Source organism: Streptomyces sp. NPDC025806 (assembly GCF_055558275.1).
Window position 1 is genome coordinate 110,998 of the sequence record NZ_JBVHMU010000014.1, and the last position, 16,279, is coordinate 127,276.

The following is a 16,279-nucleotide window of genomic DNA, read 5'->3' on the forward strand; positions in this document are numbered from 1 at the left end:
GAACTATCTGCGGGCGGGGCCGAACTCGGCGAGGGCGTTCGCCACCATCGTCTCCAGGCGGGCGTGGTGGGCGCCGCGCCAGTAGACGCGGCGGCACTCGGTGCAGGCGGCGAACACGTCGTAGGTCGCCCGGGTGCCGCCCTCCAGGCGGTCGGCGACGTCCTCCTTGCTCGCCTCGGTGAGCGGCCCGTTGCACGCGGTGCAGCGGGTCCAGGGGCGCAGCTCGGGGGCGAACCGGCCGAGCACGTCGCGCAGTTGCTCGTCCGGCTGGTCGCTGTACACGTAGGCGCCCGCGAACAGTTCGCGGCGGCGCAGCAGTCCGCGGTCGCGGCTGAGCAGGACGCGCCGCTCCTCGGCGGAGCGGGTGGCGAGGGCGGGGTCGCCGATGTCGACGGCCTCGTACGCGGCGTCGACGCCGAGCAGCCGGAGCCGGCGGGCGAGGGTGCCCAGATGCACGTCGAGCAGGAAGCGCAGGGGTGCGCCGGGCACCTCCTGGGGGCGGTGGACGGGAAGCACCTCGACGTGTTCGCCCGCCGACGGGACGTGGGCGGTGGGCACGTCGTGGCCGTCGACGCGGAGCGTGCCGGCTTCCGTGAGGGGCACGCCGAGCGACTCCACGACGTGACCGAGCGTGGACACACCGTCCGTGACGAGCGGGGCGGGCTCGCCGGAGCGCCACTGCGCGGGCACGAAAAGCCCCAGTTCGGGGGCGACTTGGAGGAGGATCTCCGGACCGTTCATCGGGACAGAATGCCATGCCGGGGCGGCGGCGCGCCGGGGGTGTCCCGGGCGGCCCGGCAGGTTCGCCGGGCGGCACGCCGGGGAAGGTCCCCCGGAGGCCTTGGGGACGAACCGGAGGGCGAGAAACGGATGACCGATCACATGCAGGGGCTGCCGGCCGTGTTCCTGGACGCCGACACGTCGTCGTTCACGCGGTTCGCGGAGCGGGTCGCGCCGCACTCGCTGCCGTGGAGCGGGGTGACGGGCCCGGTGCGGGACGTGCCGCACGGCACGACGGTGCTGGCGCTCACCTTCGAGGGCGGCGTCCTGATGGCGGGCGACCGGCGCGCGACGATGGGGAACGTGATCGCCCAGCGGGACCTGGAGAAGGTCAACGCGGCGGACGAGTACACGGCGGTCGCGTTCGCCGGGACGGTCGGGCTGGCGAAGGAGCTGGTGCGCCTGTTCCAACTGGAACTCGCGCACTACGAGAAGCTGGAGCGCCGCCCGCTGAGCCTCAACGGCAAGGCGCAGCGGCTCGCCACGATGATCCGCGAGCATCTGCCGCAGGCCATGCAGGGGCTCGCCGTGATCCCGCTCCTCGCGGGGTACGACGAGGCGCGCGGCGTGGGCCGGATCTTCAACTACGACGTGGGCGGCGGCCTGTTCGAGGCGACCGCCTTCCACGCGGACGGGTCGGGGTCGCCGTACGCACGGGGCGCCCTGAAGAAGCTGTACCGGCCGGGGCTCTCGGCGGCCGACGCGACGACGCTGGCCGTGCAGGCCCTGTACGACGCGGCGGACGACGACTCGGCGACGGGCGGGCCCGACCTGAACCGCGGGATCTATCCGTCGGTGGCCCTCGTGACGGAGGCGGGCTACCGCGCGGTGCCGGAGGACGAGGTGCGGGCGGTCGCGGAGGCGGTGGTGGGGGCGCGCGCGTCTTCTCCCGGGGGGCCTCGGGCGCCGCTGGTCTGAAGCGCAGCGGGGCCTGTTCCGCGGATCCGTCTGCCGCGTGTGCTTTCGTCGGCGGCCGCGGCCCGGTGGGGGCTGGTCGCGCAGTTCCCCGCGCCCCTGAAATGCAGGCACTGCGTGCCGCATTTCCCCGATCAAGGTGCGGGTCGCCTTTCATCTGGGGAAGGCGCGGCGAAGCCGCAGCCTTCCAGGGGCGCGGGGAACTGCGCGACCAGCCCCCACCGGAGCCGCACCCGGCCACGAAACGTGAAGGCCTACGGACGGGCGCCCCTGGACGTCGAGTAACGTCCAGGGGAACATCCGAGATCAGCCCGGGGGGGCTCATATGGGGACGCGGAGCACACCCGCGCCGCAAGACGTCGCAAGCCAGCCGGATTGCTGGACCCGCGCCGCAGAACTGGCCGACCAGCACCGCGAAGCGCTCCCGCACCGCGGAGAACGCGTCGCGGTCATCGGCTCCGGCCCCGCCTACGCCATGGCCCAGTCCTACGCCGCGCTCCGCGAGTGCCGCGGCCACGGCGAGACGGACGCGTTCAGCGCGTCCGCGTTCCTGTACGGGCGCGAGTACGACCGGATCGTGGCCCTCACGCGCACCGGCACCGCGCCGGTGATGCTGCGGCTGCTCGGCCGGGTGCACGGCAGCGTGCCCAGCGTCGTGATCACGGCGGCGCCGGACGCCCCGGACATCGCCGATCACACGGTGCGGCTCGACTTCACGGACCAGCCGGCGACCGAGGTCGCGACCCGGTTCCCGACCACCGCCCTCGCCCTGCTGCGCGCGCAGCTCGGCGAGAAGCTGGACGACGCGACGGACGACGCCCACGAGGCGATCGAGGAAGCACTGCCCCATGTACTGCTGGCGGCACGGGAGTTCACGTTCCTGGGGTCCGGCTGGACGTACGGGATAGCGGAGGCTGCCGCGCAGTTGATGCGGGACAACGCGGGCGCCTGGGCGCAGGCCTACCACGAGCCGGAGTACCGGCCGGGTCCGGCGGCGGCGCAGCAGGTGACGTGGGTGTTCGGCGAGGTGCCGGAGCGGCTCGCGCGGGCCGTCGCGGAGGCGGGCGGCACGCTCGTCGCGTCGGCGCGCGATCCGCTGGCGGATCTGGTGCGGGTGCAGCGGCTCGCGCTCGGGTCCGCGGCGCACGGCGCGGTCGGGGCGGCATGACGGAGGCGGCGCCGGACCACTGGATACGGGTCCCCGTGGGTGCGGACGCGGCCCGCTGGGCGACCCGGGGCCGCACCCGCACCGTGCTCTTCGTCCTGCACAACGTCACGTCGGCGACCCGGCTGCTCGACGTCCTGCCGCTCTTCGACGACGACCTGCGGGTGCAGCTGCTCGCCACGTGCACGGAGTCCTCTGCGTTCGGCGCGGGCGTGCGGGAGCTGCTCGCGGAGACGGGCGTGCCCGTGCTCCCGTGGGATCAGGCCCTGGCCACCCCGGTCGACCTCGCCGTCTCGGCGAGCTTCGGCGGTCAACTCGCGGACATTAAAGGCCAGTTGGCCATCCTGTCCCACGGCGTTGGATACACTAAAAGGCTGGGGGTGCCGGGTGCCGGGTGCCGGGTGCCGGGAGCCGGGAGCCGGGAGCCGGGAGCCGGGAGCCGGGAGCGGAGGAGTGGCGCGCCCGTTTTCGGGTTGTCACCGCAGTGGCTGCTCGGCCCCGACGGAACGCCGGTCGCCGACGCGCTCGTCCTCTCGCATCCCGAGCAGGAGGAGCGGTTGCGTGCCGTCTGCCCCGAGGCGGCCCACACCGGGGTGCTCGCCGGTGACCCGTGCTGGGACCGGATCCTGGCCGCCCGCGCCCACCGCGACCGCTACCGCCGCGCACTCGGCGTCCGCACCGGGCAGCGGCTCGTGCTGCTCAGTTCGACCTGGGGGCCCGACGCCCTGTTCGGCGACGGCGGTGACGACACCCTCCCCGCGCTGCTGCCCCGGCTGACCTCCGAACTCCCCGCGGACACGCACCGTGTGGCCGCGGTCCTCCACCCCAATCTCTGGTACGGCCACGGCCCCGGCCAGATCCGGTCCTGGCTCGACCGGGCCCGCCGCGCCGGGCTCACCCTGATCGACCCGCTGCACGGCTGGCGGCAGGCGCTGCTCGCGGCGGACGCCGTGATCGGCGACCACGGCGCGGTGACGTACTACGGGGCCGCGCTGGGCACGCCCGTCCTGCTGGGCGCCGCCCCGCTGTCCGCGCTCGCGCCCGACGCCCCGGTCCACGCGTTCGTCCGCTCGGCGCCCCGGCTGGACCCGGGGGCCCCGCTGCGCCCCCAGCTCGACGCGCTGCTCGCCCGGCACCGGCCGCTGCCCGAGGCGGCGGAGTTCGTCAGCGCGGTGCCGCACGAGGCCGCGCCCCGCCTGCGCCGCCTGTTCTACACGCTCCTGGACCTCCCCGAACCGTCCTGGCCGGCCCGACTCACCCCGCTCCCCCTGCCCCCGTACGAACCGGCGGCACCGTCGGTCCCCCTGCACGTCCGCACGCGGATCACGGGCCCGGGCGAGGTGAGCGTGGAGCGGTACGCGGGCCCGCACCCGGCCCCGTACGACCACGCCGCCGACGCGACGCACCTCGCGCTCCACGAGGACACCCGCGAGCAGGACCGGCTCGACCTCGCGGACGTGGTGTACCGGCACGGGGCCGCCGACGACCCGCGCCTCGGTCCGCCCGAGCGGTGGGCCGCCGAGACCCTCGACCGATTCCCGCAGTGCGCGCTCGCCGCGTACGTGACGGGTCCCGACGCGTGCGTGGTGCGGACGCGGGCGGGCGCCCTCGTGGAACTGCGCGGCCCCGACGGCCCGGACCCGGCGGCATGCGCGTCCGCGCTGTACGCGTGGCTGGCCGCCGGCAAGGACCTGTCCGAACTCACCGAGTCGGGGCTGCTGTTGGACACCGGCGGGCCCGATCGCCACCGGGTGCGGGTCACGCTCCGCTGACGCAGCGCTCACGCAGGGCGCGCAGCGCGTCCACGTGCTGGGTGGCGCCCTCGGCGACGAGGATGCCCAGGGCCTCGTCGATGAGCGGCAGCACGGTCGCGCGCTCGCCGTCCTCGTAGCGGGTCCAGGCGAGGTCGGTCAGGACGCGCGCGGTGTTGTAGCCCTCTCCCCGGTCGCGGAAGAAGCTCAGGGCGCGGTCGAGGCGCGGGAGTGCCTCGTCGCGCCGCCCGGCGCCGCGCAGGGCCCGGCCGCGGTGCCGTTCCAGCAGGGCGCGGGCCCGGGGCAGGTCGGCGTGGCCTTCGGTGCCGGGCTCGATGCCGTCGAGGATCGCGCCCGCCGCGTCGAACCGCTCCAGCGCCTCGGCGTAGCGCCACTGCCGTAGCCGGAGCAACCCGAGGAACTCGACGGCAGAGGCCTCACCGCGCAGATGCCCGGCAGCCGCCTCGTCGCGGGCGGCGGCGACCGCCTCGGCCCCGGCCTTGCCGTGCCGTCCCAATTCTGTGTACGTGTGCGCCAGTTGGGCGTGGAGTGCGCCGGACATCCTGGTGCCGGGCGCGTGCGCGTCGGCGAGCCGGGCGCCTGTGCGCAGGGCGGGCAGCAGCGTCTCGTGGTGTCCGGCCTTGAGCTGGAGCGGCCACAGGGCACGGCAGATCCGCAGCGCCGTCGTCACCTCGCCCGACTCCTCGGCCGCCGCGACGGCCTCGACGAGCACGGCGGCGTCGTCCGCGAGGACGGCGAGGGCGGCGCCCCGGTCGGCGTGCGGGGCGGGACGGTGGTCCGGGAGGGCGTCGGGGATCCGCCAGCTCTCCGGGAGGGCGGCCCGGGCGGCGTCCACGGCGCGCCGCTCGTAGTGGGTGAGGGTGCGGGCGAGGGCGGCGGAGCATGCGGCGATGCCGTCGGTGGCGACGGCGGTCCGCTCGGCGTGGGCCCGCACCGCGGCACGGTAGCGGTACCGGCCGTCGTCCGTGCGGTCGAGCAGCAGGGCGTCGGCGAGCTCCTCCAACAGGGCGGCGGGCTCCGCCTGTTGAGGGCCGGTGACCGCGGCGGCGGCTGTCGCGTCGAGGGCGGGCCAGGCGCGGAGCGCGGCGAGCCGGTAGAGGCGTGCAGCCTCGGGGCTCAGCCTGCGGTAGGTGCCCTCGGCCGCGGCCCCGACCGGATCGTTCGCACCGTCCACGGCGGGCTCCAGGGGTTCGTGCGGCGCGGTCGACAGGCGGCGGGCCGCGGCGTGCAGGGCGTACGGGTGGCCGCCGCAGCGGTCCAGGACAGCGGGCAGGGTCGCCTTCGCGGCGGCGACCGCGGGCTTGCCGGCGACCTCGGTGAGCAGGCGTTTGGCGTCGCGGGGCGGCAGCGGCCCGAGGGCGATGCGTACGGCGCCGAGCCCGGCGAGCCGGTCGCGGGCGACGACGACGGTGCAGACGCCGGGCGCGGTGACGACGAGGGGCTGCACCTGGGCGGTGGACGTGGCGTGGTCGAGGACGACGAGCATCCGGCGCTCGTCGAGGAGGGCGCGCAGCGCGGCGATCCGGTCGGCCTGCGCGGGCGGCATCCGGTCGTCGGGCACGCCGAGTTCGCGCAGCAGCAGGGCCGCGCCCTCGCCGGGGCCCCGGCCGCGCAGGTCGGCGTAGAGCTGTCCGTCGGGGAAGCGGTCGGCGCGCCGCCATCCCCAGTGGACGGCGACGGCGGTGGTGCCGATGCCTTCGGGGCCGTGCAGTTGGACGGTGCGGGGGCGGCCCGCGAAGGGCCGGCCGGCCTCGTCGTCGAGCTGTCGCATGACGTCGCGCCGGTCGGTGAAGACGTACGGCGCGGACGGGAGGCGGGGCCGGGCGCCGGCCGGTCCGGTGAGCGGGCTCGCGAGGCCTACGGCCAACTGCCGGAATTCAGCGAGGAGTTCGGGGCGTCCGGCCGCGCCCTCGACGACCAGACGGGCGACGTGCTCGCGCTGCTCGGGGGTGGCGGGCGCGGGGACCTCGCGTCCGGTGATGCGGCGCACCAGCGCGCCGGTCGTCTCCCAGGCGCGCTTCCCGGCCTCGTTGGCCATCCCGGAGCCGACCGCTATCAGCACTCCGGCGACCGCCGTGACCGGTTCCACCATGAGTCCACTCCCCCGCGCACCGACAGCCCTGCACCGCCTGACGAATGATCAAGCCTACGGCGCGGGGCACCCCGTTCACAGGGGAACGGGCCGCTCGGGGGCGGGACTTCAGAACTGCCGGTTCGGCCAGTCCAGGAGCCGCGCGCCGATCACCGCCGTCTGGAGCGTGTACCGGTGCACGGGGTCGGCGGGGTCCGCGCCGGTCAGCTGGTGGATGCGGGCCAGCCGGTAGGTGAAGGCGCGGACGCTGAGGGAGAGGCGGCGGGCGGCCTCGGCCGCGACGCAGCCGGTGTCGAAGTACGTGGCGAGCGTGTCGATGAGCGGCTGGGCGCCGCCGCGCGCCTGCTGGAGCGGGCCGAGGGCGTTCTGCACGAGGTCGGCCATGGCCTGCCGGTCCCGGGTGAGCACCGGGTAGACGAGGAGGTCGGCGGCGCGCAGCACCGGGTCCTCCAGTTCGAGCCGGTCGGCGAGATCGAGGGCGCCCAGGGCCTCCTCGTAGGACTGGACGACGCCGCCGGGTCCGGACTGGGGACGCCCGATGGCGACGCGGCCACCGTCGGTCGCGGCGTGGGCCTGCTTGGCGAAGTGGACGAGGACCTCGTCCTGGTCGCCGGGCGCGATGCAGACGAGGCGGCCGTCCTTGGTGGTGAGCAGGACGTTGCGGTCGCCGAAGCGGGCGCTGAGGGAGCGCTCGACGTCGCGCGGGGCGCTGTCGCCCTCGTCGTAGGCGCGGGCGCCCTGGGCGACGGCGACGGCGTGCGCGTAGGACAGGCGCAGGCCGAAGCGTTCGGCGCGCTCGGCGATCCGGCCGAGGTCGCTGCGGCCGTGCAGGAGGTCGTCGATGAACTCGCGGCGGGCCGCCTCCTCGCGGCGTACGGCGACGCGCTGGGCGCGCTCGTAGCCCTCGGCGAACGCGTCGACGCCCTGGGCGACGGCCGCCAGGACGGCGTCCAGCGGGGCGGCGAAGTCGTACGGATGGGCGCGGGCCTGGGCCAGATGGACGCCGACGAGCTCCCGCAGTCCGTGCCCGGCCTCGGCCGCGCGCTCGCCGAGGGCGCGCCGCGAGTCGAGTTCGGCGCGGGTGAGGCGGCGGCCGGTGGCGGAGGCCTCGGCGACGATCCGGACGAACCCGTCGAGGAACTCGTCCGGTATGCCCCGCTCCGTCGCCATGTGCGCCCCCGCCTCGCTGAACTCCCGCCGTGGCCTTTGTAGCGCAGGGCCGGGCAGCGGCCACAGGCGGGGGCGTCCGGTCACGCCGGGGGTGGGGTGGTGGCGCGGGTGATGGCGGACTCGACGGCGGCGACCCGGTCGGCGAGCAGTCCGAGCGCGGCCACGGCCCGCACGAGCGGGTCGGTCTCGGGGCCGCCGAGGGTGCGGGCGCGGACGTGACCGGCCTTGATCTCGGCCCAGCGGGCGAGCCGCTCGCCGATGAGCGTGCCGCGCAGCTCGGCGAGCTTGAGGAGGTTGGCCTCGGCGCCGGTGGTGAGAGTCTGGGCCTCGCTCGCGTAGTGGTCGGACACGACGGCCGCGAGCTCGTCGTCGTTCATCGCGGGGTCGATGCGGGCGGCGATCCTGTTCATGTCGCGGTACGAGCCCTGGAGCCGGAAGGGCGGTTCGGTGCGGGTCGCCGGGTCCTGGGCGGCGGACGCGATGTAGGCGGCGTTGACGGCGAGGACGGTGGCGCGGGCGGCGAGCAGGTGGCGCAAGACGGTGACGACGCGCTCGCGCTCGGCGGGCGGGTAGGGGTGGACGAGCCGGTCGGGGCGTGCGGTGGGATCGCCGGCGGCGAGGCGGACGAGGAGGTCGAGGTCGGCGCGGTCGCGGCCGGCGAGCGGGGCGAGGTGCGGGTTGGCGGTGAGCGCGTTCTCGACGAAGGAGAGGGCGAAGGCCTCCTCCTTGCCGGTGAGGACGTCGCCGAGGTTCCACACGTCGGCGCGGTTGGCGAGCATGTCGGGGATGCGGAAGCGGGCACCGGACTCGGTGTACGGGTTTCCGGCCATGCAGACGGCGAAGCGCTTGCCGCGCAGGTCGTAGGTGCGGGACCGCCCGTTCCAGACGCCCTCCATGCGGCGCTGGGCGTCGCACAGGGAGATGAACTTCTGGAGGAGTTCGGGCGAGGTGTGCTGGATGTCGTCGAGGTGGAGCAGGACGTTGTTCCCGGCCTCCAGGGCGAAGTTGACCTTCTCGATCTCCTGGCGGGCCGCCGCGTTCGGGGCCTCGTCGGGGTCCAGTGAGGTGACGCCGTGGCCGAGGGCGGGGCCGTTGACCTTGACGAGGATCATGCCGAGGCGGTCGGCGACGTACTCCATGAGGGTCGTCTTGCCGTAGCCCGGCGGCGAGATCAGCAGCAACAGGCCTCCCGCGCTGCCGAGTTGGGCCGCAAGGTTGTCGCCGATCAGCGGCAGGTACACCTCGTCGATGAGCCGGCCGCGCACGAAGGTGGGCAGGACGTGCGGGCGGTGCTCGTCCAGGCGCAGCCGGTCGCGTTCGGCGGCGGCGAGGCGGGTGCGGAGCTTCTGGTAGGCGCGGTGCCCGGGGACGGTCTCGGTCCTGAACCGGCGGGTGCGCGCGAGGAGTTCGTCGAGTCGCACGGTGAGGGTGCGGGAGCTGATGCGCGGGTGACTGCCGAGCAGTCCGGTGACGGTGGCGGTAAGGTCGGCGGCGCCTTCGTAGCGCTCCAGGTCCGGGCAGAGTTCGACGGCGACGGCCTCGGGCAGGTCGGGGGCGCTCTCCCCCGCCGGGTCGGCCGAGGCCGCGTAGGCCTGGAGCCAGGCCTCGACGATCTGCCGCCGGGAGCCGAGATCGGGCAGCCCGCGCAGGTCCTCCTCGTACGCGGGGCCGTCCACGGTGCGGCGGAACTTGTCGAGGAAGGTGCGCACCCGGGTGGAGGTCACGAAGCCGTGGGGTGCGGTGCTCAGCTCGTCGAAGAGGTACGCGGCGGCGTCCGTGTCGCCGTCCATGCGGGCGGCGAGTTCCCGCCGGAAGTCCTCGATGGCGGGGGCGAGGCCGAAGGTGTCGCGGGCGCGGGCGAGGGAGCGGGCCCGGCGGGCGAGCGGCTCGCGCTCGTCCTCCGGCACCCCGTGCGCCCAGAACAGCTGGGCCGCGGCGCGGGCGGCCGGGGTGTGCCGCAGAAGCCCGGCGCCGGCGTGCAGGCGCAGCACGGCGGTGAGGATCTCGGTGGCGTCGTGGTCGTGCACACCGCGTTCGTGGCCCTCGTCGTACGCGTCCTCGGCGGCCCGGCGGACCAGCGCGGGCAGGTCCTCGGCGGCGGCGAGGGCGTCGGCGCCGTGCTCGTCGAGGAGGCGGGCGGCGAGGTGCTCGGCCCGGTAGACCTCGGGGGTCTCGGAGGTGAGGTGCTGCTCCCAGTAGGGGCGGGTCGCGGCGAAGTCGGGGTCGGTGACGGGCGCGCGGTAGTCGGTGCCGGTGACGGCGAAGGCCATGCCGTCGCCGTGCGGGACGAGGGTGAGCTCCAGGGGCTGGCTGTTGACGGCGAAGCGGTGGCGGCCGAGGCGGATGGTGTCGCCGCCGTCGGTGTAGAGGTCGGCGCGGTCGCGCAGGGCGCGGACGGCTTCCTGCCGGGCGGCGGTGAGGCGGCCCGCGAGTTCGTCGGCGCGCACCTGGTCGCCGAGGGCGCGCAGCTCGTCGATGGTGCGGCCGACCTTGGCGACGAGCGGGTCGGAGGCGAAGTAGGTGTGGACGGCGTCGGCGGAGTCCAGGCCGGCGGAGCGGCGGGCGACGGTCTCCAGGACGCGCCCGGCGGAGCCGACGAGCCGTTCGGCGCGGCGGGCCCGCTCGTCGGTGAGGCCCTGTTTGCGGACGGCGAAGACCTCGTGGATCTCGGTCCGCTTGGCCTCCAGGTCGTCGAGGAACTCCTCGGATTCGGCGAACCGTCCGTGCAGGTCCTCGAGTTGGAGGACGAGCCGGGAGAGGTGCTCGTCGCAGGCCTGCGGGGTGTCGGCGGCGGCGAGCGCCCCGGCGACGGCCTGCCCGAGCAGCGCGAACTCGGCGGCGAACTCGGCGCGCCCTTCACGGGCGGTGAGCTCGCGGCGGCGGACATCCAGGCCGGCGCGGGTGCGGTTGACGCCGGCGAGGGCCTCGGCGATGCGCTCCAGGACGGTCGCGCGGACGGTGGCGTCGGCGATGTCGAGGCCGGTGACGACTTCGGTCACCGTCTGCAACTGCTCTCCGGCCTCCCGGAGTTCGCCGTGCAGGGCGCCGGCCTCGGCGACGGTCGTGAGCTCCTCGGCGCGGCGCGCCAGCGCGTCGACCTTCTCGTGGTGCGCGGCGAAGGCGTCGGGGCGGGCGAGGAAGGTGACGGCGCGCTGCCCGGCGGCGGTGATGTCGTCCGCCAGTTCGGCGGCGAGCGCGTCGATGCGGGCGGCGTCGGCGTAGCGCATCTCCTTGACGGCGAGCAACTGCCCCTGTGCGCGACGGAGTTCGGTGATCCGCTCGACCCACTCGGGAGCGGAGCGCGGGGCCTCGCCGCGGATCCGGCGGACCAGTCCGGTGATGCGGGCGGCGCACTCGGTGAGCCGGTCGGCGGCCTGCCGGGTGAGGTCGCGCACGGTCGCGTACTCGGTCACGACCTGTTCGGCGGTGGCCTTCAGCGCGTTCAAGGGTTCGCCGAGCGCGTCGAGTTCGGGGTCGCCGAGCCAGTGGTACTGGCCGGTGGCGCGGGCGCAGGCGGCGACGAGGGCCTCGTAGGCGGCGGTGGTGGGGGTGTCGGCGGTGCCGCTGACGGTGCGGGCGACGGCGAGGGCGTCGGAGATGCCGCGTACCAGGTCGGCGTTGCCGACGCGGGCCAGCGGCCCCTCGCCGGCGGGGCGGGCGGCGGCGTGCGCGTCGGAGACGTACGGGGAGCGCCAACGCTGGACCGGGTGGACGCGGGCCGGCTCGGCGTCGGCGGCGGTGCGCAGGACGATGAGGGTGCCGTCGTCGAAGAGGGCGTGGCCGCGGCAGGCGATCGGGGTGGCGAACTCCTTGCGGATGACGTTGTACGAGAGCAGCAGCGCCCGTTCGCCGCCGCGCGCCTGGAAGACGTAGAGGACGTCCTCGCCGTTGGGCGAGCGGACGGTGCGCTCGTACTCCAGGCCGGTGGTGTCGAGGGCGTCGAAGCTGCGGTGCTCGCCGGTGGCGAGGACGTGGCCGCCAGGGAAGACGACGCCCTGCTCGTCGGGGAGGACGCGGCCGGTGCGCCCGAGGCCGTCGAGGCGGACGGTGCCCCGGGTGAGGGTGTCGTGGACGAGGTAGCGGTCGGTGTGCTCCTTGTAGGGGCGCACGCGCAGCAGGACGAGCGGGCCGACGCGGGCGTGGGCGACGGCCGCGTCGGCGAGCGACTGGAGCGGTTCGTCGACGGGCTCGCTGTAGATGCCCTCGCCGGTCTCGGTGTCGTCCTCGGCCTTGAGGGTGAGGGTGCCGTCGAGCGTGTCGACATAGAGTCCGGCGCCCGGGATCGCGATGTGCGGATGGCGTCCGGGCACGTGGTCGTCGCGGGTGGCGGGGGTCCAGCGCAGGTCGTGGGCGGGCGGCACGACATGGTCGCGGTCGCCGCGCGCGTCGAGGAAGGCCGCGCGGCCGTCCACGGTGAGCGTCCAGCGCAGCACCCGGATGTCGTCGGCCTTGTCGCCGGTGCGGAAGACGGCGAGGAGCTTTCCGTCGAGGGGGCGCAGCCGGATCAGCCGGGCCGCGCGGAAGTAGCGGTGCAGGGCGCCGAACTCGCGGACGAAGTCGGGGTCGTCGAGCAGTCCGGGCGCCGCGCTCGCGTCGAGCGGCTCCAGGCTGTGGCGGTCGTGGAGGGTGAACACGTCGGCGACGGCCGGCTCTCCGGAACCGCCGTCCGACGGGGTGGTCCGGCCGAAGAGGAGCAGGTCGCCGACGGCGACGACGTCGCGGGCCACGGCCGGGTGCCCGGTGCCGAGGTGTTCGGTGCCGTCGAGCGCGAGGCCGGTGGAGCCGAAGGTCTCCAGGCGGCGCTCGTTGAGCCGGCCGGCCCGCTCGGCGAGCTGCCGGGCCTGCCCGGCGAGCCGGTCGCGCAGGACGTCGTACGTGCCCGCGTCCAGACCCGTTTCCATGTGCGGGTTCCCTCTCGTTCGTCTCGGCGGATCGAAGCCCGGCCGGGGCCGCCCACCCCCGTGGAGCGGTCCCGGCCGGGGTCTCGGGTCAGGTGCGCGCGGCGCCGTTCAGCTCGGCTATCGGCAGATCGGCCAGCCCCAACTGGCCTGCCTTGTCGAGCAGTTCGCGCACCTGACCGGCCTGTTCGCCGCCGCCCTTCATGAGCTTCATGAGCAGCGCGGAGACGGTGAGGTTCTGCACGTCGGCCGTGGAGACCGACCCGAGGATCTTCGAGAGGTCCGCGGTGAAGTCCGCCGAACCGTCCAGCCACGGCCCCGCGAGGGTCCGGGCGGTGTCGGAGTGACGGACGAAGGAGTCGACGCCCTTGCCCAGCGCGATCGAGTTGACGATCTTGTCGAAGAACGCGGACTCGCCGCCGACGATGCTGATGTCCGCGCTCTCCAGGCCGGTGGCGAGCACCGTGGCCTGCGCCTCGGCGACGTGCCGCTGCGCGTCGAGCCCGGCGAGCCGGATCTCCTTCTCGGCCTGGAGCCGCAGCCGGTACTCCTCGTGTCCGCGGGAGGCCTCGTCGAGCGCGGCCATCGCGACGGCCTTCTGGTTGATGCCCTCGGCCTCCGCCTTCAACTTCTCGGAGATCGCGGTGGCCTCGGCGAGGGCCTTGGCGCGGGCCCCCTCGGCCTCGGCGCGCATACGGGCCTCCGTCGCCTCGGCCTCGGCGCGGCCGGCCTTCTCGATGACCTCGGCCTCCTTGTCGCGCACCTGCACCTCGGCGAGCCCGCCGGCCGCCGCCTCCGCCTGGAGACCCGCGGCGAGCTTCAGCTTGGCCTGCGACGTGAGCTCGGCGGACTTCAACTCGGCCTCGGCGAGCGTGAGTCGTTCGGCGGCGCGGTGCGTGGCGGCCTGTTCGGCGGCCTCCGCGGCCTTGATGTCCTTGACGAGCTTCTCCTGCGCCTCGGCCTCCGCCGCGATGATGACGGCCTGCCGCCCGCGCTCGGCCTCCTCGACCGCGCGCAGCTTCTTGATGGACTCCTCCTGCTCGGCGACCGTGCGGTCGACGGCGACACGCTCGCGGACGACCTCGGCGATCTCCCGCCTCTCCGCCTCGACCTCCTTGTCCGCGGCGATCTTCGACAGCTGCGTCTCGCGCTCCCGGGCGATGACCTCCAGGAGACGGTCCTTCTCGATGCGCTCGTTCTCGACGGCGATGACGCGCTCGCGGTTCTTCTGCGCGACGGCGACCTCACGGGCCTGGTTCTCGCGCTGCACCCCGAGCTTCTCCTCGGTGACGAGGAACGCGCCCTGCGCCCGCAGCCGTTCCTCCTCCACGACCCGCGCGGTCTCGGCCTCCTCGCGGGCCCGCACCGTGTCGATCTCACGCTTCTGCTTGATCTCGGCGTCGGCCTGCCGGCGCTCCAGCTCCAGGATGGTCTCGCGCGCGTCGACGTTCTGCCGCGTGATCTCCTTCTCCTCCGTGCGCTGGAACTCGTTGGTCTTCACATGCTCCACGGTGGTCAGCTCGGTGATCTTCCGGATGCCCTGCGCGTCGAGGACGTTGTCCGGGTCGAGCTGGCTGAGCGGCGTCTGCTCCAGGTAGTCGATCGCCGCGTCCTCGAGGTGGTAGCCGTTCAGGTCGACGCCGATGACCTCGATGATCCGGTACCGCAGCTCCTCGCGCTTGGTGTACAGGTCGGTGAAGTCGAGCTGCTTGCCGACCGTCTTGAGCGCCTCCGAGAACTTCGCGTGGAACAGCTCCTGGAGCGTCTTCTGGTCGCTGGCCCGCGCGGTGCCGACGTTCTGCGCGACGCGGATGACGTCGTCGACGGTCTTGTTCACCTTCACGAAGAACGAGATCCGGATGTCGGCCCGGATGTTGTCCTTGCAGATCAGGCCGTCGCGACCGGTGCGGGTGATGTCGATGGTCTTCACCGAGATGTCCATGATCTCGGCCTTGTGCAGCACCGGCAGCACGACCTGCCCGGTGAAGGTCACGTCGACCCTGCGCATCCTGGAGACGATGAGCGCCTTGCCCTGCTCGACCTTGCGGAACAGGCGCGTGAAGGCGAACAGCAGCGCGGCGACGACGAGCAGGGCGACGACGACGGACACGCCGATGCCCACGGTGGTGGCATCCATGAAGAAGTCCTTCGGATCCAGGGCCGGTCGGCCCTCGGTGACGGTGAAGACGCGGTACGGCCGCAAGGGTGCGACCGGCACAGGGATGACGTCAGTCACGGACGCGGTGCGCACCGGTTCGGTTGCGGACCGTGGCGGTCTGTCGGTGTGCCGTGACGTCGCGGCTCTCCGCGCAGGGATGGGTGGTTCGGCGCCGGGTGTCAGACGCCGGCGTCAGACGCCGGCGCCGGGCGACTCCGCGCGACGGCGGCCGGGTTCGTCCGGCGCGGGTTCGTCGGGCGCGGGTTCGTCGGGTGCGCGTGCATCCGGAGCGCGTTCGTGAGGTGCCGGGTGAGCCGGCGCGGGTTCGTCCGGTGCGAGATGGTCCGGCGCGGATTCGGCCGGCCCCGGCTCGGCGGACCCGAACGGCTCGGCGGACCCGAACGAGTCGGGCGCGAGGGGCGGAGCCGTGCGGACGACCGGACAGGTGATGCCCGTTCCCCCGTGAGCGAGCGCGATCCCCCCTGCCGCGTACGCCTCGTCCATGCCCCCGCCCCCTCGTGCCGTGACTCCCCCGACGGCACTCCGATGCCGGGCCCCGTTTCCGGAACCCGGCATCGGAGTCAGCCCCCCGTTCCTGCCACGATCATCCTGCCCCGCGCCCGCCCCACCGCACATTGCCGCAATCCGGCAATCTTTACGCGCCCTTGATGCCGAGGAGTGACGGGTGAGCGGTGCTCCGCTACCAGCGTGGCTGCAACGGCCGCCCGGCACCCGGGCCTTGACGCTCGGCGAGCAGACGCTTGCGATGGCCGCTGCGGCGGAAGGCGGTGACGATCGCGATGACGGCACCGGCGGCGACACCGAGCACCGGGAGAAGAACGGCCGGCACCAGTCCGATGCCGAACGCGAGGAAGCCTCCGGAGTAGCCGATGGCATACCGGTCCGGGTCCGGGGAGGAACAGGTGACCTCGTAGTCGCCCGTCCGCGACACCTCGATCGTGTAGCGCGGGTTCCAGACCTCGTGACGGGTGTGGAACACGTCGATGCCCGGACCGGTGAGCCGCGGCTCGCCCGGCCCGGTGATGCCGCACTTCTGATCGGGCGTCGGGCCCGGGGGGTCCCTGACCCAGATCGCCTTGTCGCTGTCCGGCCCGATGTGCAGGGAGACGGTGTCCCCCTTGCCGAACTGGTGCCCGGTGTCAACCGCGTCGACCACCCGGCTGAACCGGTACACGGCGATGACCGCGCCCAGCACGATGAGTGCGAGGGCGACGGCGGCCGCCACCGCGTACCAACGGCGCCCGGGTCTCAGTTCGTTCGCCGATATCCGCGGCGGCGGGGAGCTGATCTGCATCGACACACCTTAGA

9 protein-coding genes are annotated in these 16,279 nt (G+C 74.4%); 3 read left to right on the forward strand and 6 right to left on the reverse strand.

All coding sequences use genetic code 11. The features are described from left to right. Positions 1-3: 3 nt before the first annotated feature. Positions 4-741, reverse strand: coding sequence for a Mut7-C RNAse domain-containing protein (locus ACZ4E1_RS28620; protein WP_467544609.1), 738 nt, complete (start codon positions 739-741; stop codon positions 4-6). Between the two features lie 129 nt (positions 742-870). Between ACZ4E1_RS28620 and prcB the strand changes: the two genes are divergently transcribed. The 3 genes from prcB to ACZ4E1_RS28635 all read left to right on the forward strand — a co-directional run bounded on the left by prcB (position 871) and on the right by ACZ4E1_RS28635 (position 4,632). Then, entirely contained in the window at positions 871-1,698 is an 828-nt protein-coding gene (prcB, locus tag ACZ4E1_RS28625) for a proteasome subunit beta (RefSeq protein ID WP_467544611.1), read from the forward strand. A gap of 322 nt (positions 1,699-2,020) precedes the next feature. Continuing rightward, complete coding sequence (locus ACZ4E1_RS28630) at positions 2,021-2,863, forward strand: SIS domain-containing protein (protein ID WP_467544614.1); 843 nt, start codon at positions 2,021-2,023, stop codon at positions 2,861-2,863. Next, the gene (locus ACZ4E1_RS28635; RefSeq protein WP_467544616.1) at positions 2,860-4,632 is read left to right on the forward strand and encodes a hypothetical protein; all 1,773 of its coding nucleotides are present in this window, start codon (positions 2,860-2,862) and stop codon (positions 4,630-4,632) included. The genes ACZ4E1_RS28630 and ACZ4E1_RS28635 overlap by 4 nt, the downstream gene beginning before the upstream one ends. Here the strand turns inward: ACZ4E1_RS28635 and ACZ4E1_RS28640 are convergent. The 5 genes from ACZ4E1_RS28640 to ACZ4E1_RS28660 form a co-directional block, all read right to left on the reverse strand. Next, positions 4,619-6,724, reverse strand: a complete 2,106-nt coding sequence (locus ACZ4E1_RS28640; protein ID WP_467544618.1) for a tetratricopeptide repeat protein — start codon at positions 6,722-6,724, stop codon at positions 4,619-4,621. The two genes, ACZ4E1_RS28635 and ACZ4E1_RS28640, sit on opposite strands and share 14 nt — an antisense overlap. 108 nt (positions 6,725-6,832) lie before the next feature. After that, a complete protein-coding gene (locus tag ACZ4E1_RS28645) occupies positions 6,833-7,894 on the reverse strand; it encodes a PucR family transcriptional regulator (protein ID WP_467544621.1) in 1,062 nt (353 codons plus the stop codon). Positions 7,895-7,974: 80 nt separating this feature from the next. Then, positions 7,975-12,795, reverse strand: a complete 4,821-nt coding sequence (locus tag ACZ4E1_RS28650; RefSeq protein WP_467544623.1) for a DNA repair ATPase — start codon at positions 12,793-12,795, stop codon at positions 7,975-7,977. An 88-nt stretch (positions 12,796-12,883) separates the two neighbouring features. Beyond that, the gene (locus tag ACZ4E1_RS28655; RefSeq protein ID WP_467544790.1) at positions 12,884-14,929 is read right to left on the reverse strand and encodes a flotillin family protein; all 2,046 of its coding nucleotides are present in this window, start codon (positions 14,927-14,929) and stop codon (positions 12,884-12,886) included. Positions 14,930-15,650: 721 nt separating this feature from the next. Continuing rightward, positions 15,651-16,265: a hypothetical protein gene (locus tag ACZ4E1_RS28660; protein WP_467544625.1), complete on the reverse strand. Its 615-nt coding sequence runs from the start codon at positions 16,263-16,265 to the stop codon at positions 15,651-15,653. Positions 16,266-16,279 lie beyond the last annotated feature (14 nt).